This is a genomic window from Mesorhizobium sp. M0833 (genome assembly GCF_040319905.1).
GTDB lineage: Bacteria > Pseudomonadota > Alphaproteobacteria > Rhizobiales > Rhizobiaceae > Mesorhizobium.
This window is the reverse complement of sequence record NZ_JAMYOQ010000002.1, coordinates 195,946-213,001: the sequence shown is the minus strand read 5'-3', so window position 1 is coordinate 213,001 and position 17,056 is coordinate 195,946. Positions and strand designations below refer to the sequence as shown.

Sequence of the window (17,056 nt, the reverse complement as noted above, 5' to 3'; positions counted from 1 at the left end):
AGGTCGGCATGAACGACATCTCCAGCAAATCTCTTCCGCAGGCCGTTGCTCCACGGCAGGCTGGCGCCCCGAGCGAGCCGATCAGCGAAGCGGCGGCGGGGGCAATCCTGACCATCGATCTCGGCGCCATCCGTGAGAATTACCGGCGGCTGAAGGCGCGGCTGGGCGGCGTCAGCTGTGCTGGAGTGGTCAAGGCCGACGGTTACGGGATTGGCGCGGCACCGGTGGCGGCGGCACTGATGGCTGAGGGCTGTAATACCTTCTTTGTTGCGCATTTGGCCGGCGGCATCTTGCTGCGCAAGGCGCTCGGCTCAGACCCAGCCATTTATGTGCTGAACGGCATTCCGCCGGGTGCGGAAAGGGAAGCGGTTGCAGCAGGGCTTTGCAGCGTACTCAACAGCGCCAGCCAACTCGCGGCATGGCGCGAAATGGCCGGACGGGTGGGCCGTAAGCTGCCGGCCGCCCTCCAGGTCGACAGCGGCATGTCGCGGCTCGGCATGACGCCGTCCGAGGTGAAGGCAGTCGCGCGGGATCCACAGGCCTTCGACGGTGTCGAACTGACCTTCGTGATGAGCCATCTCGCCTGCGCCGACGAACCCGAGCAACCGGCCAACGAGCGGCAGCGGCTGGAATTCGAACGGCTGCGCCGGATGCTGCCGGAAGCGTCGGCTTCGCTTGCCAATTCATCGGGCATTTTTCTCGGGCAGCGCTATCACTACGACCTCGTTCGTCCGGGTGCCGCTCTCTATGGCATCAATCCGACGCCGGCGAAGGACAATCCGATGCTGCCGGTGGTGCGATTGCAGGCCAAGGTCATCCAGATGCGGATGCTGGAGGCCGGCGCCGGTGTCGGCTACGGCCACACTTTCCATACCAAGGCCCCGCTTGCCGCGGCGACGATTTCGCTCGGCTACGGCGATGGCTGGCATCGTCGCGCCGCTTCCGCTGCCTGGTTCGAAAATGTGCGGCTGCCCTTCGTCGGTCGGATTTCGATGGATACGATCATCCTCGACATTTCCGCACTGCAGCCCGGCAAGCTGAAGGCCGGCGACCTCGTTGAACTGATCGGGCCGTCGTCGCAGACGGTGGACCAGGTAGCTGGCCAGGCCGGCACTATCGGCTACGAGGTCTTGACCAGCCTCGGCCACCGTTTCCACCGGCGCTATGTGAATCGCTAGGACGCAAGCTTGTTGTCCTCACGCATGTCTTTTCCCTGAGCATCGGCACTTGGCTGAGGCCGCAGAATCCGGCAGACAGAAGGCGGCGATGATCCCGGTCTCGAGTCCCGACGAGATGCCGCCGCGGAGAACCAAACGATGAAGATCTTCGTGCTGGGCGGCGGCGTGATCGGGGTCACCACCGCCTATTTTCTTGCCGAGGCCGGTCATCAGGTGACGGTGATCGATCGCCAGAAAGGCCCGGCGCTGGAAACCAGCTTTGCAAATGCCGGCGAGATCTCGCCCGGCTATGCCTCGCCCTGGGCCGGGCCCGGCGTTCCGCTGAAGGCCATCAAATGGCTTTTGATGAAGCACGGCCCACTGGTGGTGCGACCGGCCCTCGATCCGAATATGTGGATATGGCTGGTCAAGATGCTGCGCAATTGCACGGCTGAACGCTACGCGCTGAACAAGGCGCGCATGGTGCCGCTGGCCGAGTACAGTCGCGACACGCTGAAGGCGCTGCGCGAGGCGACCGGCATCGCCTATGACGAGCGCGCCAAGGGCACGCTGCAGCTTTTCCGAACGCAAAAGCAGCTCGACGGCGTTGGCGGCGATGTCGAGGTGCTGAAGACCTATGGCGTCCCCTACGAGGTCCTCGATCCCGACGGGTGCATTGCGGCCGAACCCGCGCTGGCTGGCGTGCGCGAAAAATTCGTCGGTGGCCTGCGGTTGCCCGGCGACGAAACCGGCGACTGCAAGATGTTTACCGACAGGCTTGCCGAGCTTTGCGCGGCACGCGACGTCACCTTCGAGTACGACACGGAGATACGGCGCGTCGTCAAGAAGCGCGATCGCATCACCAACATCTGCACCAGCAAGGGCTGGATGGTCGCTGATGCCTATGTGATGGCGATGGGCAGCTATTCGGCGCGGTTCATGCGCATGCTGAAGCGCCCCATCCCGGTCTACCCGGTCAAGGGCTATTCGATCACCCTGCCGATCAAGGACGCCGCCGCCGCACCGGTCTCGACCGTGATGGACGAGAGCTACAAAGTAGCGATCACCCGGCTCGGCGATCGTATCCGGGTCGGCGGCACGGCGGAGATTTCCGGCTTCGACCTGCGGCTGCACGAATCGCGGCGCCGCACGCTCGAACATTCGGTCGGCGACCTGTTTCCGGGCAGCGGCGACATGCGATCGGCGACCTTCTGGTGCGGGCTGCGGCCGATGACACCGGACGGGCCGCCGCTGATCGGCCGCACCGATTTCTCCAATCTCTATCTCAATACCGGCCATGGCACACTCGGTTGGACCATGGCCTGCGGCTCGGCTAAGGTTCTAGCCGACATCATCTCCAGCCGGGTGCCGGACATCGACGTCGGCGATCTCGGGCCGGGACGATACGCCAAGTAAGACCCCCGCAGCTTAAGACAGCCGCCGGCCGATAGGCTTCACGCGAACAAACCCCTGTCCCGTTCGACGGCCTTGGTGATGAAGCTCGAGACGACCTGGACGCGGCGCAGCGGCCTGACCGATTCATGATAGACCAGCCAGTAGGCGCGGCGGATGGGTGCGACGATATCGAGGTGCACCAACTCCGGCATCGAGCGGGCAACGAAGGTGTGCAGTATGCCGATGCCGGCGCCGGAACGCACCGCTTCGGCCTGGCCGAGCGCGGAGGAAATGGCGAAGCTGGTGCGCCAGTCGGCGCTGAATTCGGCCGCGTAGTCGAGCGAGGGACTGACGATCAGGTCCGGCACGTAGCCGATCAGCGTATGCTGCCCTAGCTCGGCGGCGGTTCCGGGCAGGCCATGCGTGTCGGCGTAGGCACGCGACGCGAACAGGCCGAGCGTGTAGTCGACCAGCTTTCCCGCCACCAGGCGGCCTTCCGTCGGCCGCTCGACGGTGATGGCAATGTCGGCCTCGCGCCGTGACAAAGAGAAGGAGCGTGGTACCGGCACCAGCTGGATGGTGAGTTCACGGTGCAGAGCGGTCAGCGCGCCGAGGCGCCTGGCCAGGAAGGCGACGCCAAAACCGTCCGGCGCGCCGATCCGCACGGTGCCCGAGACGTCGTCGCCTTCGCCTGAAACAGTCGAGCGCGCGGCGATCATGTCGCTCTCCATGCGTTCGGCGATCTCGAGGAAACGCTCGCCCGCCGGCGTCAGCTCACTGCCCGTGGTAAGCCGGCGAAACAGTTTTGTCCTGAGCGCATCCTCGAGGGCGGCGATGCGGCGCGAGACGGTCGCATGATTAAGCTCCAGCCGCCTGGCGGCGCCGAGGATCTGACCGGCCCGCGCCACGGCAAGGAAGATGCGGGCATCATCCCAGTTCATCGGGATGGTCCGGATGATGGCAGCGCTCGACGGCGAAGAAACTCAATTTCTCTATCCCATGGCGTACACCACACATCTCTATCATTTGCGCGATTTGATGCACAGACACCCACTGCTATCTATTTTCTGCACAACGGTTGCGTTTTCGCTCGCGTTGCCATTGCTCTCGCAAAGGCGGACAATGCCTCATCACGAACCAGGGAGAGAGACCATGATCGAATACGGTCATTTCATCGGCGGAAAGCGCGTCGCCGGAACCAGCGGCCGCAAGCAGGACGTCATGCAGCCGATGGACGGCACGGTGCGCGGCACGGTGGCGCTGGCTTCGCAGGCGGAATTGCGCGCGGCGGTCGAAAACGCCAAGGCGGCACAGCCCGGCTGGGCGGCGACCAACCCGCAGCGGCGCGTGCGCGTCCTGATGCGGTTCCTCGAGCTGATCGCTAAGGAGTATGACGCGCTGGCCGAGATATTGGCGCGCGAACACGGCAAGACCATCGCCGACGCCAAGGGCGACATCCAGCGCGGCCTCGAAGTGGTCGAGGTCTGCATCGGTGCGCCGCACATGATGAAGGGCGAGTTCACCGATGGCGCAGGCCCCGGCATCGACGTCTATTCGATGCGCCAGCCGCTCGGCGTCGTCGCCGGCATCACGCCGTTCAATTTTCCGGCAATGATCCCGCTGTGGAAGATCGCGCCGGCCATCGCCTGCGGCAATGCCTTCATCCTCAAGCCGTCCGAGCGCGACCCGGGCGTGCCGATGCGCATTGCCGAACTGTTCATCGAGGCCGGCCTGCCGGCGGGCATCCTCAATGTCGTCAATGGCGACAAGGAAGTGGTCGACGCCATCCTCGACGATCCCGACATCAAGGCCATCGGTTTCGTCGGCTCGACGCCGATCGCCCAGTACATCTACTCGCGCGGCTGCGCGGCCGGCAAGCGCGTGCAGTGCTTCGGCGGTGCCAAGAATCACATGATCATCATGCCGGATGCCGACATGGACCAGACCGTCGACGCGCTGATCGGCGCCGGCTACGGCTCGGCCGGCGAGCGCTGCATGGCGATCTCGGTGGCCGTTCCGGTCGGCAACGACACCGCCAACCGGCTGATGGAAAGACTGGTGCCGCGCGTCGAGAGCCTGAAGGTCGGTCCGTCGACGGATTCTTCCGCCGATTTCGGCCCGCTGGTCACGGCGCAGGCGCTGGAGCGGGTCAAGTCCTATGTCGACACCGGCGTCAAGGAAGGCGCCAAGCTGGTCGTCGATGGACGCGGCTTTTCCATGCAGGGTTACGAGAACGGCTACTATATGGGCGGCTGCCTGTTCGACAATGTGACCGCCGACATGCGCATCTACAAGGAAGAGATCTTCGGGCCGGTGCTGTCGGTGGTGCGCGCACCGACCTACGAGAACGCGATCAGGCTCGCCAACGAGCACGAGATGGGCAATGGCGTCGCTATCTTCACCCGCGACGGCGATGCGGCGCGCGACTTCGCCTCGCGGGTCCAGGTCGGCATGGTCGGCATCAACGTGCCGATCCCGGTGCCGATCGCCTACTATACGTTTGGCGGCTGGAAGGCGTCCTCCTTCGGCGACCTCAACCAGCACGGGCCGGACGCGTTCCGCTTCTACACCAAGACCAAGACGGTGACGTCGCGCTGGCCGTCCGGCGTGAAGGATGGCGCCGAATTCGTCATTCCGACGATGAATTAGCCGAACGGTTTCTGTCTGCGCGTCCTCGCCTTCGGCTTCGGGCGCGCGGGCCGGCGTGAAGGATGGCGCCGAGTTCGTCATTCCGACGATGAATTAGCCGGACGGTTTCTGTCTGCGCGTCCTCGCCTTCGGCTTCGGGCGCGCGGGCCGGCTTGAAGGATGGCGCCGAATTCGTCATCCCGACGATGAATTAGCCGGACGGTTTCTGTCTGCGCGTCCTCGCCTTCGGCTTCGGGCGCGCCGGCCGGCGTGAAGGATGGCGCCGAGTTCATCATCCCGACGATGAACTGATCCAGATCGCGGAAAGCAAAAGAAGGCCTGGGCTCGACCCGGGTCTTTTTTGTCGCGATCTTCATCGGCATGAACACTAATGTGATGGAACCAAGAAGGCAGCAATCTTCTTAGGTTGCAGTCCTGCCGCGAAGCAGACGCTGGCAGATCAACCAACGGCGCTGGTGACGGCTCCGGGGATATCGTCCGGCGCAAAGGAGGTGTCAGATGACACGTCTCATGGCGACTGTAGCTTGCGCTGCGATGGCCCTTTCCGCCGTCCCGGCAATGGCTGCCGAGCAATGTGCGGCACGCGCCGATATGGTCAAGGCGCTCGGCGAGAAGTTTCATGAAAACCCGAGCGCGGTCGGCGTCGTCAATCCGAATGTGGTGCTTGAAGTCTTCGTTTCCGACAAGGGCACATGGACCATCCTCGCCAGCGACACAAAAGGCCAAAGCTGCGTGATTTCAGTCGGCGAAGGCTGGGAGAGCGCGATGACGATAGCGGCGCTGCCAGGCACCTGATGAGGTTCCACGCTCGCGCGTAGCAGCGGCCTCGCATGGCCGCGCAGCCTGCCCATTCTTTCGGCGAGAACCGTAAAACGGATCTGCAGGCGCCCGCTTGGGCGCCTGCTTGCGCTTTTCCATTGCCGATACCATATATCTGGAACATAATGGGAACATCTGGAATCGTTCCCACCGATGGCAGACCGGAACACAGAAAGGAACGACGCGATGATGATGACGTCGGAACCGGCCTGGATCGCTCCGGCAAAGTGAGGCTGTCAAACCCCTCCTTTGCCGGAACGTGATGGCAAAGGAGGTGCCTATGGCACACAAATCGCTGTTGGGATGGGTGAAAACCCTGGTTCTTGCTGGCGCATTGGCGGTGGGTACGAACACCGCAAGCGCGCAATATCAATACTGCGTTGAACATGGCGAGCTCGTCGCCCATTTGAGCGAGAAGTTCCAGGAAAGGCAGTTTGCTTTGGGGCTGATCGGTCATGAGGCGGTCATGGAAGTCTTTGTCGCCGAGACCGGAACCTGGAGTATCGTCGTCACCGATGTCGCCGGCAGAAGCTGCATCGTCGCGGCCGGCGACAATTGGGAAAACGTGATGGCCCTGCCCGGCCAGGGCGCATGACGAAATGACAGGCTCAGCGTGTGGCAGCTGCCTCGGCATGGCCGCGCAATAGTGCCATCAGGCGCTTGGCGTCCTTGGCCGCGGCCTCCTCGTCGCCTGCTAGGATCGAGCGGATCAGCGCGACGTGATGCTCGGCGGATTCGGCCAAGCCGGTATCGGCCTTGTAGCGGAACCAGAAACGGCGGCTGTGGGTTTGCAAGGGCGCCGCCAGGCGCGCGGCGAACGGGTTGTCGGCAGCCAGCGCCAGCGCCTCGTCAAGCGCCTTGTCGGCCTGGATGAAGTAAAACACATTTTCCGAAATCACCGCCTTTTGCATGGCAAGGGCGGCGTCATGGAACAGGTCGGCGGCCTCGCGGGTGACGAAGCGAGCGGCCGAGCGGGCAAGCACCACCTCGACGCCACGGCGGGCGTCGAGGACACGCAGCCAGTCGCCGGGGTGCAGCGGGGCAATGGCAATGCCGGCGCGCGGCCGGACCTCAAGCAGCCCCTCCCAAGCCAGCCGCTGGATCGCTTCGCGAACCGGGGTGCGGCCGAGGCCGAGCCTGTCGATCAGCGCCCCCTCGGTGATGAAGCTCGCCGGCGCCAGCTCGAGAGTTACGATCATGTGCTCGAGCCTGCGGTAGGCCTTCGCAGTTGCCGGCTCGGAGCTCGAGCTGTCATATACCAATGCGGCTTCTCCTGATATATTGTTGATATATCATATCAGATTCAACGTTGACAGTCGGCTTCTTAAGAAATATACGACTGATATATCAGATGGAGCGATCGATATGTGGGCCGGAGTCTTCCCCGCCGTTACGACCAAATTCACCGAGGACGACGGCCTCGACCATGCCGAGATGGAGCGCTGCTTTGCGCTGCAGATGGAGGCCGGCTGTGACGGCATCATCGTCTGCGGGTCGCTCGGCGAAGGCCCGATGCTGTCGCATGACGAGAAGATCGCGGTGCTGAAGACCGCCCAGAAGATCGCCGGCAAAAAACCGGTGCTGTTGACGGTCAACGAGGCCGGTACACGCGAGGCGGCGGCGATCGCACGCCGCGCCGCCAAGGAAGGCGCCAACGGTTTGATGGTGGTGCCGAGCCCGATCTACCATACCAATGCCGAGGAGACGGTCGCGGCACTCAGCGCCGTCGCCGCGGCCGGCGACCTGCCGGTGATGATCTACTCCAACCGGCTTGCCTATCGCGTCGACGTCACCGTCGACCAGATGGAGGAGTTGGCCAAGGACCAGCGCTTCGTCGCCATAAAAGAGTCCTCGGACGACATCCGCCGCTCGACCGAGATCATCAACCGCCTCGGCGACCGCTACGACCTGTTCACCGGCGTCGACAATCTCGCCTTTGAGGCGCTGTCGGTCGGCGCCATCGGCTGGGTGGCGGGCTTGGTCACCGCGTTCCCGCGCGAGACCGTCGCCATCTACCAGCTGATGAGACAGGGCCGCCGCGAGGAGGCGTTGAAGATCTACCGCTGGTTCCGGCCGCTGCTCGACCTCGACGTCTCGACCTATCTGGTGCAGAACATCAAGCTCGCCGAAGTTTTGGCGATCAACACCAACGACCGCGTGCGCATGCCGCGCCAGCCATTGTCGGGCGAGCGGCGCAAGGCAGTCGAAAAGGTCGTCAGGGATGCGCTGGCCGTGCGGCCGCAACTGCCGGCATTCTGATCCAGTGCCTTCGAGGGTGTTTGCAGATGTGCAGCGCGGCGCATGCCAATGAATGACAATGCTACGCTCGATGTCGCCATCATTGGTGGCGGCATTATCGGCATCTGCGCTGCCGCATTTCTGGCCGAGGCGGGGCGAAACGTCACGATCTTCGATCGGACGGGGATCTGCGAGGAGACCAGTTCCGGCAATGCCGCCGCCTTTGCCTTCTCCGACGTGCTGCCGCTCGCCCACAAGGGCATGATCAGGCAGCTGCCGAAATGGCTCGCCGACCCGCTCGGCCCGCTCAGCATCCCACCCGCCTATCTGTTGAAGCTGCTGCCCTGGCTGGTCCGCTTCTGGCGCGCCGGCCGAAGCGACCGCTATGAAGCCGGCCTCGCCGCACAGGCCGGGATGATGAAGCTCGCCGAGGCGGAATGGATGGGTTTGCTCGACCGTTCCAGCACACGGCCGATGCTGCATGAGGACGGCTCGCTCGAACTCTACGAAAGCGAAGCCGAGTTCAAGGCCTCACTGCCCGGCTGGGCGGCAAGGCAGCGCTTCGGCATCGGCTTCAGCCATGTCGAGGGGAGCGCTCTCGCCGCCTTGCAGCCCGGTCTGTCGCCGCGCTTCGTCAAAGGAACGTTCGTGCCGGGGTGGAAAACCGTCGCCGACCCCAAGCGGCTTGGAAAGGCGTTATGGGCCTATGCCGAGAGGTTGGGCGCCGGGTTCGAAAGGGCCCGGATCGAGCGTGTCGAGGCGGGACAGGACGGCGCGATCCTGACCATGGCCGACGGCACGAGGCGACGGGCGAAGCATCTCGTCATCGCTGCCGGGGCCTGGTCGCACCTGTTGGCGAGACATCTCGGCGACGGAATCCCGCTGGAGACCGAGCGTGGCTACAACACGACGCTGCCGAAGACTGCCTTCGACGTAAGGCGGCAATTGATCTTTTCCGGGCATGGCTTCGTCATCACGCCGCTCGAGACGGGCCTGCGCGTCGGTGGTGCGGTCGAACTCGGCGGGCTTGAAAGGCCGCCCAATTATGCGCGCTCGAAAGCGCTGCTCGAAAAGGCGCAGAAATTCCTGCCGGGACTGGATCCGGCCAATGGGCGCGAATGGATGGGGTTCCGGCCGTCGCTGCCGGATTCGCTGCCGGTGATCGGGCAGTCGCAAAAAACGCCGTCGGTGGTGTACGGTTTCGGTCATGGTCACCTCGGCCTGACCCAGGCCGCGGCGACCGGACGCTTGATCCGCGAGCTCGTTCTCGGGCAGAGTCCATCGCTCGATGTCGGTCCGTTCAGCCCGCAACGGTTTTGAGATCGAAGACATTCAGTTGGGAGCCGGCATGGCCAAGCATTCCTTCTTCTGCATAGACGGCCACACCTGCGGCAATCCGGTGCGGCTGGTCGCCGGCGGCGGACCGCTGCTCAACGGCTCGACGATGATGGAGCGGCGAGCGCATTTCCTGGCCGAATACGACTGGATCCGCACCGGCCTGATGTTCGAGCCACGCGGCCATGACATGATGTCCGGCTCGATCCTCTATCCGCCGACGCGCGAAGATTGCGACATCGCCATCCTGTTCATCGAAACCTCGGGCTGCCTGCCTATGTGCGGCCATGGCACCATCGGCACGGTGACCTTTGCCGTCGAAAATGGATTGATCAAACCGAAGACGCCGGGCGTGCTCAGGTTGGATACGCCGGCGGGCGTGGTCGTCGCCGAGTACAGCCAAGTCGGCGATTATGTCGAGGAGGTGCGCATCACCAATGTGCCGTCCTTCCTCTATGCCGAGGGACTGACGGTCGAATGCCCCGGGCTCGGCGAGATCAGCGTCGATGTCGCCTACGGCGGCAATTTCTACGCCATCGTCGAACCGCAAAAGAACTATCGCGACATGGCCGACCATTCGGCCGGCGAGCTGATCGCCTGGAGCCCGGTGGTGCGGCAGCGGCTCAACGAGAAATATTCCTTCGTCCACCCGGAGAATCCCGGCATCGACAAGCTGTCGCACATATTGTGGACCGGCGCGCCGGCCAACCCGCAAGCCGATGCCCGCAACGCCGTCTTCTACGGCGACAAGGCAATCGACCGCTCGCCCTGCGGCACCGGCACCTCGGCGCGGATGGCGCAGCTTCACGCCAAGGGCAAGCTTGGGGTCGGCAACGACTTCGTCCATGAATCGATCATCGGGTCGCTGTTCAAGGGCAGGGTGGAGAAAGAGGTCACCGTCGCCGGCAAGCCGGCAATCATTCCGTCGATCGGCGGGTGGGCGCGGATGACCGGATTGAACACGATCTTTATCGACGACCGCGACCCGTTCGCGCACGGCTTCGTCGTCAAATAGAGAAAACGCTGACGCTAGGGAAGGAAAGAGAGCGCAAACGGATGCCTTCGACGGCGCAACGATCCCGCTCATCAACTTATTTTGACGGCGATTTCTTCGAAATGGAGCGCATGCTGCGATTGAATCGTCAAAGACATTGCGTTAGGCCAATGGTAGGGTCCGCGATGGTCCAGGGGGCGGACGGGAACAAAACGGGCAATCGGACGACGTGCGGCGAAAACACGCGTAATGATCGAAAAATCACGTTGCAATCCGGGCTCGACACTTTACGACTAGGGAAAATACGAAAAGGAATGCGTCTGCATGGGCGACATTCCAGGGGAGCCACGACAGCATGCAGTATTTTGTCCAGCAGCTTATCAACGGGCTGACGCTGGGATCGATCTATGGGCTGATAGCGATCGGCTATACGATGGTCTACGGCATCATCGGCATGATCAATTTCGCCCATGGCGACATTTTCATGATCGGCGCTTTCACCGCGCTCATCGTTTTCCTTATCCTCGGTGCGTTGTTCTATTCGCTGCCGATCGTCGTTGCGCTGCTGATCATGATGATCGTCGCGATGCTGCTGACCAGCCTGTATAATTGGACGATCGAGAAGGTGGCCTACCGGCCTTTGCGTGGTTCATTCCGGCTGGCGCCGCTGATCACTGCGATCGGCATGTCGATTGCGCTGTCCAATTTCGTCCAGGTGACGCAAGGGCCGCGCAACAAGCCGGTCCCGCCAATGGTGTCCACGGTCTACAACATCGAAGGCATCAGCGTCTCGCTGAAGCAGATCATCATCGTCCTGGTCACCATAGTCCTGCTCGCGGTGTTCTGGTACCTGGTCAACAAGACCTCGCTCGGCCGGGCGCAGCGCGCCTGCGAGCAGGATCGCAAGATGGCCGCACTGCTCGGCGTCGACGTCGATCGCACCATCTCGATCACCTTCATCATGGGCGCCGCCCTCGCTGCCGTCGCCGGCACGTTGTTCCTGATGTATTACGGCGTGGTGGTGTTTTCCGACGGTTTTACGCCCGGTGTGAAGGCGTTTACTGCCGCGGTGCTCGGCGGCATCGGCTCACTGCCCGGCGCCGTGCTCGGCGGCCTGATGATTGGCTTCATCGAAAGCATGTGGTCGGCTTACTTCTCGATCGACTACAAGGACGTCGCCGCCTTCTCCATCCTGGCGATCGTGCTGATCTTCCTGCCTTCCGGCATTCTCGGCCGGCCAGAAGTCGAAAAGGTCTGAGATCATGGCGGTTACCGTGTCTCCGGAAAGCACCGTCGTCGCCACCCCGGTCCAGCGCGCTTTTCGCGAAGCGCTCTATGCCGGCGCCATCTCGCTTGGCCTGTTCGTGCTGTTCATCGGCCTGAAGACCGACCAGAACATCTCCAACGAACTGATCCTGGTGCAGCGCTGGGGCTTGCTCGCCGGCGTCGTGATCGCCACCATGGCCGGACGCTTCCTTTATGTCGCCTATGGCCAGCCCTTCCTGGCGAACCAGAAGATCGTCGACGTCGCTACCGGCCTGCTGCCGGTCAGCCTGGCTTCGCGATTCTTCCGCCTTCCCGCGTTCATCGTAGCGCTCGCCGTCGCCGTTATTCTGCTCGCGCTCAGCGGCTTCCTGACCGAGGCTTTAGGGCCGGAACTTTCCGATTTTGTGCGGTTCCTGCGGGCACTTGCAATCATCTATGCACTAGCCTGGCTGATATATCGTTTCCGGGCCTTCATTCATTCTCATTTCTCGGCATTGGGCATAACCGCACTGGCGCTCTACCCGATTATCGTGGTGTTGGTGCTGGCGCTATATGCCGGGTCCATGGCGGCCGGTTTCCAGGGTTCGCTGAAGTATGTCGACAATTTCGGCATCCAGATCCTGATCTACGTGATGCTGGCCTGGGGGTTGAATATTGTTATTGGCTTGGCCGGCCTGCTGGACCTAGGCTATGTCGCCTTCTACGCCGTCGGTGCCTATGCCTATGCGCTGCTCGGCACGCATTACGGCCTTTCCTTCTGGATCCTGCTGCCCGCCGCCGGCCTGATGGCTGCATTCTGGGGCGTGATGCTGGGCTTCCCTGTGTTGCGCCTGCGCGGTGACTATCTGGCGATCGTGACGCTCGCTTTCGGCGAGATCATAAGGCTGGTGATCATCAACTGGCGCGAAGTGACCAACGGCTCGGCCGGGATTTCCGGCATCCCGAAGGTCTCGTTCTTCGGCCTGATGTCGTTCAACGTCTCCGACCCGAACTACATCTCCAAGGTGCTCGGCATCGCGCAGTCCGGTGCCTACTACAAGATCTTCCTCTACTACCTGATCCTTGGACTCTGCCTGCTGACCGCCTTCGTCACGGTGAGGCTCAGGCGCCTGCCGGTCGGCCGCGCCTGGGAAGCGCTGCGCGAGGACGAGATCGCCTGCCGCTCGCTCGGCATCAACACCACGACCACCAAGCTCACGGCCTTTGCCACGGGCGCGATGTTCGGCGGCTTTGCCGGCTCGTTCTTCGCCGCGCGGCAAGGCTTCGTCAGCCCGGAATCCTTCGTCTTCCTGGAATCGGCGATCATCCTTGCCATCGTCGTGCTTGGCGGCATGGGCTCGCTGGTCGGTATTGCCGTCGCCGCCATGGTGATGATCGGCGGCACCGAAATCCTGCGCGAACTGGATTTCCTCAAGACCGGCCTGAGTTGGGGCAACATCAAGGTCATACCCGGGTTCGGCCCCGACTTCACGCCGGAGCTTTATCGCATGCTGTTGTTCGGCATGGCCATGGTCATCGTCATGCTGTGGAAGCCGCGTGGCTTCGTCGGCAGCCGCGAGCCGACAGCCTTCCTCAAGGTGCGCAGGGCGGTGTCCGGGTCCTTCACCAAGGAGGGACACGGCTGATGAACGCGAGCCCCTCCGTGAACGATGCCATCCTGCAGGTCGAGCATCTGTCGATGAAGTTCGGCGGTCTCATCGCCATCGGCGACTTGTCATTCCAGGCCAAACGTGGCGAGATCACCGCGTTGATCGGTCCCAACGGCGCCGGCAAGACCACCGTGTTCAATTGCATCACCGGTTTCTACAAGCCGTCGGAAGGCATGATCACGCTCAACCGGCGCGACGGCTCGACCTTCCTGCTCGAACGCCTGCCGAACCATGAGATCCCGGCGCGGGCCAAAGTGGCGCGCACCTTCCAGAACATCCGCCTGTTCTCGGGCATGACGCTGCTGGAGAACCTTCTGGTGGCCCAGCACAACAAGCTGATGAAGGCGTCCGGCTATACCGTTCTCGGCCTGTTCGGTTATAGCGGATACAGACAGGCTTCGGCGGAATCGGTTGAACTCGCCGAGCACTGGCTGGAGAAGGCCGATCTCGTCGACCGCGCCGACGATCCTGCCGGCGATCTGCCATATGGCGCGCAGCGACGGCTCGAAATTGCTCGCGCCATGTGCACCGGCCCTGAGCTTTTGTGCCTCGACGAGCCGGCCGCCGGCCTTAATCCGAAGGAATCGGCGGCGCTCAATGCGCTGCTGATGGACATCAAGGACAACACCGGCACCTCGATCCTTTTGATCGAGCACGACATGGCGGTGGTCATGCAGATTTCAGACCATGTCGTCGTGCTCGAATACGGGCGCAAGATCTCCGACGGCAACCCGCAATCGGTGCGAACCGACCCGCGCGTCATCGCCGCCTATCTCGGCGTCGAAGACGAGGACGTCGAGACGGTACTGACCGAAGTCGGCGACGAGGACGTCATCGAGCAACTGGATACGGGTCCGGATGCCGCGCATGGACCGGGCACATCGTCTTCCTATCTCGCCGGACCGGTGGCCGATACCGTCGGCCATAGCGAGGGCGAACGCGTCACAGTGTCAAAGGGCGCTTCGAAGGCCGGGCAGATCGATGCAAGGTCGAGCGCTGCTGCTGCAAAGTCCGGATCGCCGGCCAAAGCCAAATCGGCCGCGAAATCTTCCACGGCAAAGCCGGGCAAGGCTCCGGCGAAGTCGAAAACTCCCGGCACCTCTAATCGGCGTGGGGGGCGGAAATAATGGCCGGCACAACGCTGCTCGATATCAAGGGCGTCCAGACCTACTACGGCAACATCAGGGCGCTGAACGGCGTCGACGTCACCGTCAAACAGGGCGAGATCGTGGCGCTGATCGGCGCCAACGGCGCCGGCAAATCGACACTGATGATGACCATCTTCGGTGCTCCGCGCGCTCGTGCCGGCACTATCACCTTCGCCGGCACCGATATCACCCAGATGCCAACCCACGAGATCGCGCGCATGCGTATCGCGCAGTCGCCGGAGGGCCGGCGCATCTTTCCGCGCATGACGGTGATGGAAAACCTGCAGATGGGCGCCAGCCTCGACGGTCTCAAGCATTACGACGAAGATGTCGAAAGGGTCTTTACGCTGTTCCCGCGGCTCAAGGAACGCGTCGGCCAACGTGGCGGCACGCTTTCGGGCGGCGAGCAGCAGATGCTATCGATCGGCCGCGCGCTGATGGCAAGGCCGAAGCTGCTCTTGCTGGATGAGCCGTCGCTAGGCCTGGCGCCGCTGATCGTCAAGCAGATATTCGACGCCATTCGCGAGCTGAACCGCACGCAGGGACTGACCGTGTTCCTGGTCGAGCAGAACGCCTTCGGCGCACTGAAGCTCGCCACGCGCGGCTATGTCATGGTCAACGGCAATGTGACGATGAGCGGCACCGGCAAGGAACTGCTCGCCAATCCGGAAGTGCGCGCCGCCTATCTCGAGGGCGGCCATCACTGAGTTTCAGGAGTCTTCATCATGCAGGGCATTCTTTATGAGGAACCCTCGATTTGGCAGTTCTTTTTCGTCACCTGCCTGCTCGGTGGCTGGGCGGCCTGGATGACGGGCAAGGCGTGTGCCCAGACATGGCGCAGCTTCGCCCAGCTATTCGCCTATATGCTGGGGCTCGGCATCGGCGTAAGATTCATCCATCATGCGCTGTTCGGCGGAACGATGTTTTCGCTGCATTACTACGTGGTCGATACCATCGTGCTGATGATATTGGGCTTCATTGGCTACCAATACACGCGCACGAACCAGATGGTAACGCAGTATAATTGGCTTTACGAAAGAGCCTCTCTTTTGAGCTGGAAACCGAAAGGTTGACATTTATCATTAACGGCGTTTCAGGGATGAATCGGCGTGACAAGTGCCTGAAAATCGGCAAAGTACTCTTTCTGCGAGCAAGGGTGGGCATCGCATGAAAGCAACATCCACGCCCACTCGGTAAATGGGAGCGTTTCAATGAAAAAGTCACTTTTGTCCGCCGTCGCCCTGACCGCGCTTGTCGCGTTCAGCGGCAACGCGTGGGCTGACATCCTGATCGGCGTTGCCGGTCCGATCACCGGTCCGAACGCAGCGTTCGGTGCCCAGCTTCAGAAGGGTGCCGAACAGGCAGTCGCCGATATCAATGCGGCGGGCGGCGTTCTTGGCCAGCAGCTCAAGCTTGAAGTCGGCGACGATGTCTCCGATCCCAAGCAAGGCATCTCGGTCGCCAACAAGTTCGTCGCCGACGGCGTCAAGTACGTCGATGGCCACTTCAACTCCGGCGTCTCGATCCCGGCGTCGGAAGTCTACGCCGAGAACGGCATCCTTGAGATCACGCCGGCCGCGACCAATCCGAAGTTCACCGAACGTGGCATGTGGAACACATTCCGCACCTGCGGACGCGACGATCAGCAGGGCAAGGTCGCTGGCGACTATCTCGCCGCGAACTTCAAGGATGCCAAGATCGCTGTCATCCATGACAAGACGCCTTATGGCCAGGGCCTCGCCGACGAAACCAAGAAGGCGCTCGCAGCCAACGGCGTGACTGAGGCCATGTATGAAGGCATCAATGTCGGCGACAAGGATTTCTCGGCCCTCATCGCCAAGATGAAGGATGCGGGCGTCTCGGTCGTCTACTATGGCGGCCTGCACACCGAAGCCGGCCTGATCATACGCCAGCTCGCCGACCAGGGCCTCAAGGCAACCTTCATGTCCGGCGACGGCATCGTCTCGAACGAATTGGCCTCCATCGCCGGCGACGCCGTCGAGGGCACGCTGATGACGTTCGCTCCGGATCCGCGCAAGAATCCGAACGCAAAGGAGCTCGTCGAGAAGTTCCGTGCGGCCGGCTTCGAGCCTGAGGCTTATACGCTCTACTCCTACGCAGCGATGGAAATCATCGCGGCCGCCATCACCAAGACCGGCTCAGCCGATGATGCTCAGAAGGTAGCCGAGACCATCAAGTCGGCCGGCCCCTGGAAGACTGCGATCGGCGAGATCGGCTACGACGCAAAGGGCGATATCACCCGTCCGGACTACGTCATGTACACCTGGAAGAAGGGTGACGACGGCAAGTACACCTATGTCGAGAACGAACCCGGCAAATAACCGGACGTTGCTACATGAGAATGCCCGGCGCCTCGCGCCGGGCATTTTTTATGAGAGTTCCCGA

The 17,056-nt window shown here is 62.6% G+C and carries 17 protein-coding genes; 14 read left to right on the top strand and 3 right to left on the bottom strand.

What is annotated here, in order from left to right:
* The first annotated feature begins 8 nt into the window (after positions 1 to 8).
* Positions 9 to 1,178, top strand: a complete 1,170-nt coding sequence (gene alr, locus NKH98_RS03215; protein WP_352896645.1) for an alanine racemase — start codon at positions 9 to 11, stop codon at positions 1,176 to 1,178.
* A gap of 138 nt (positions 1,179 to 1,316) precedes the next feature.
* On the top strand, positions 1,317 to 2,573 hold the full coding sequence (locus NKH98_RS03210) for a D-amino acid dehydrogenase (RefSeq protein ID WP_502894187.1): 1,257 nt from the start codon (positions 1,317 to 1,319) through the stop codon (positions 2,571 to 2,573).
* A 38-nt stretch (positions 2,574 to 2,611) separates the two neighbouring features.
* On the opposite strand, the gene NKH98_RS03205 is transcribed toward NKH98_RS03210, so the two are convergent.
* The gene (locus tag NKH98_RS03205) at positions 2,612 to 3,493 is read right to left on the bottom strand and encodes a LysR family transcriptional regulator (protein ID WP_352896643.1); all 882 of its coding nucleotides are present in this window, start codon (positions 3,491 to 3,493) and stop codon (positions 2,612 to 2,614) included.
* A gap of 211 nt (positions 3,494 to 3,704) precedes the next feature.
* Here NKH98_RS03205 and NKH98_RS03200 point away from each other — a divergent pair, with 211 nt between their 5' ends.
* Positions 3,705 to 5,201, top strand: coding sequence for a CoA-acylating methylmalonate-semialdehyde dehydrogenase (locus NKH98_RS03200; RefSeq protein WP_352803566.1), 1,497 nt, complete (start codon positions 3,705 to 3,707; stop codon positions 5,199 to 5,201).
* A gap of 77 nt (positions 5,202 to 5,278) precedes the next feature.
* On the opposite strand, the gene NKH98_RS03195 is transcribed toward NKH98_RS03200, so the two are convergent.
* A complete protein-coding gene (locus NKH98_RS03195; protein ID WP_352803569.1) occupies positions 5,279 to 5,563 on the bottom strand; it encodes a hypothetical protein in 285 nt (94 codons plus the stop codon).
* A 136-nt stretch (positions 5,564 to 5,699) separates the two neighbouring features.
* Here NKH98_RS03195 and NKH98_RS03190 point away from each other — a divergent pair, with 136 nt between their 5' ends.
* Together NKH98_RS03190 and NKH98_RS03185 are read left to right on the top strand one after the other, a co-directional pair.
* On the top strand, positions 5,700 to 5,996 hold the full coding sequence (locus NKH98_RS03190) for a hypothetical protein (RefSeq protein ID WP_352479612.1): 297 nt from the start codon (positions 5,700 to 5,702) through the stop codon (positions 5,994 to 5,996).
* Between the two features lie 286 nt (positions 5,997 to 6,282).
* Complete coding sequence (locus tag NKH98_RS03185) at positions 6,283 to 6,615, top strand: hypothetical protein (RefSeq protein ID WP_352801632.1); 333 nt, start codon at positions 6,283 to 6,285, stop codon at positions 6,613 to 6,615.
* A gap of 13 nt (positions 6,616 to 6,628) precedes the next feature.
* Here the strand turns inward: NKH98_RS03185 and NKH98_RS03180 are convergent, their stop codons facing one another.
* A complete protein-coding gene (locus NKH98_RS03180) occupies positions 6,629 to 7,282 on the bottom strand; it encodes a GntR family transcriptional regulator (protein ID WP_352896639.1) in 654 nt (217 codons plus the stop codon).
* A 103-nt stretch (positions 7,283 to 7,385) separates the two neighbouring features.
* On the opposite strand from NKH98_RS03180, the gene NKH98_RS03175 reads away from it, so the two are divergent.
* The 9 genes from NKH98_RS03175 (at position 7,386) to NKH98_RS03135 (ending at position 16,992) form a co-directional block, all read left to right on the top strand.
* Positions 7,386 to 8,279 (top strand): dihydrodipicolinate synthase family protein, encoded by an 894-nt coding sequence (locus NKH98_RS03175; RefSeq protein ID WP_352504915.1) that lies wholly within the window; start codon positions 7,386 to 7,388, stop codon positions 8,277 to 8,279.
* A 48-nt stretch (positions 8,280 to 8,327) separates the two neighbouring features.
* Positions 8,328 to 9,578, top strand: a complete 1,251-nt coding sequence (locus NKH98_RS03170; RefSeq protein ID WP_352896637.1) for an NAD(P)/FAD-dependent oxidoreductase — start codon at positions 8,328 to 8,330, stop codon at positions 9,576 to 9,578.
* Positions 9,579 to 9,606: 28 nt separating this feature from the next.
* Complete coding sequence (locus NKH98_RS03165; RefSeq protein WP_352896634.1) at positions 9,607 to 10,608, top strand: 4-hydroxyproline epimerase; 1,002 nt, start codon at positions 9,607 to 9,609, stop codon at positions 10,606 to 10,608.
* Between the two features lie 334 nt (positions 10,609 to 10,942).
* On the top strand, positions 10,943 to 11,845 hold the full coding sequence (locus tag NKH98_RS03160; protein ID WP_254816418.1) for a branched-chain amino acid ABC transporter permease: 903 nt from the start codon (positions 10,943 to 10,945) through the stop codon (positions 11,843 to 11,845).
* A 4-nt stretch (positions 11,846 to 11,849) separates the two neighbouring features.
* The gene (gene livM, locus NKH98_RS03155) at positions 11,850 to 13,478 is read left to right on the top strand and encodes a high-affinity branched-chain amino acid ABC transporter permease LivM (RefSeq protein WP_254816419.1); all 1,629 of its coding nucleotides are present in this window, start codon (positions 11,850 to 11,852) and stop codon (positions 13,476 to 13,478) included.
* Complete coding sequence (locus tag NKH98_RS03150) at positions 13,478 to 14,629, top strand: ABC transporter ATP-binding protein (protein ID WP_352504919.1); 1,152 nt, start codon at positions 13,478 to 13,480, stop codon at positions 14,627 to 14,629. The genes livM and NKH98_RS03150 overlap by 1 nt, the downstream gene beginning before the upstream one ends.
* Positions 14,629 to 15,357, top strand: coding sequence for an ABC transporter ATP-binding protein (locus NKH98_RS03145; protein ID WP_254816420.1), 729 nt, complete (start codon positions 14,629 to 14,631; stop codon positions 15,355 to 15,357). The genes NKH98_RS03150 and NKH98_RS03145 overlap by 1 nt, the downstream gene beginning before the upstream one ends.
* Before the next feature lie 18 nt (positions 15,358 to 15,375).
* On the top strand, positions 15,376 to 15,723 hold the full coding sequence (locus NKH98_RS03140) for a DUF6867 family protein (protein WP_254816421.1): 348 nt from the start codon (positions 15,376 to 15,378) through the stop codon (positions 15,721 to 15,723).
* 138 nt (positions 15,724 to 15,861) lie between these two features.
* Positions 15,862 to 16,992: a branched-chain amino acid ABC transporter substrate-binding protein gene (locus NKH98_RS03135; protein WP_254816422.1), complete on the top strand. Its 1,131-nt coding sequence runs from the start codon at positions 15,862 to 15,864 to the stop codon at positions 16,990 to 16,992.
* Positions 16,993 to 17,056: the final 64 nt, after the last annotated feature.

Bases quoted from the DNA above. Each gene is read 5' to 3' on its own strand.
- alr (WP_352896645.1), top strand. From the start codon at position 9: ATGAACGACATCTCCAGCAAATCTCTTCCGCAGGCCGTTGCTCCACGG.
- NKH98_RS03210 (WP_502894187.1), top strand. From the start codon at position 1,317: ATGAAGATCTTCGTGCTGGGCGGCGGCGTGATCGGGGTCACCACCGCC.
- NKH98_RS03205 (WP_352896643.1), bottom strand. From the start codon at position 3,493: ATGAACTGGGATGATGCCCGCATCTTCCTTGCCGTGGCGCGGGCCGGT.
- NKH98_RS03200 (WP_352803566.1), top strand. From the start codon at position 3,705: ATGATCGAATACGGTCATTTCATCGGCGGAAAGCGCGTCGCCGGAACC.
- NKH98_RS03195 (WP_352803569.1), bottom strand. From the start codon at position 5,563: ATGCCGATGAAGATCGCGACAAAAAAGACCCGGGTCGAGCCCAGGCCT.
- NKH98_RS03190 (WP_352479612.1), top strand. From the start codon at position 5,700: ATGACACGTCTCATGGCGACTGTAGCTTGCGCTGCGATGGCCCTTTCC.
- NKH98_RS03185 (WP_352801632.1), top strand. From the start codon at position 6,283: ATGGCAAAGGAGGTGCCTATGGCACACAAATCGCTGTTGGGATGGGTG.
- NKH98_RS03175 (WP_352504915.1), top strand. From the start codon at position 7,386: ATGTGGGCCGGAGTCTTCCCCGCCGTTACGACCAAATTCACCGAGGAC.
- NKH98_RS03170 (WP_352896637.1), top strand. From the start codon at position 8,328: ATGAATGACAATGCTACGCTCGATGTCGCCATCATTGGTGGCGGCATT.
- NKH98_RS03165 (WP_352896634.1), top strand. From the start codon at position 9,607: ATGGCCAAGCATTCCTTCTTCTGCATAGACGGCCACACCTGCGGCAAT.
- NKH98_RS03160 (WP_254816418.1), top strand. From the start codon at position 10,943: ATGCAGTATTTTGTCCAGCAGCTTATCAACGGGCTGACGCTGGGATCG.
- livM (WP_254816419.1), top strand. From the start codon at position 11,850: ATGGCGGTTACCGTGTCTCCGGAAAGCACCGTCGTCGCCACCCCGGTC.
- NKH98_RS03150 (WP_352504919.1), top strand. From the start codon at position 13,478: ATGAACGCGAGCCCCTCCGTGAACGATGCCATCCTGCAGGTCGAGCAT.
- NKH98_RS03145 (WP_254816420.1), top strand. From the start codon at position 14,629: ATGGCCGGCACAACGCTGCTCGATATCAAGGGCGTCCAGACCTACTAC.
- NKH98_RS03140 (WP_254816421.1), top strand. From the start codon at position 15,376: ATGCAGGGCATTCTTTATGAGGAACCCTCGATTTGGCAGTTCTTTTTC.
- NKH98_RS03135 (WP_254816422.1), top strand. From the start codon at position 15,862: ATGAAAAAGTCACTTTTGTCCGCCGTCGCCCTGACCGCGCTTGTCGCG.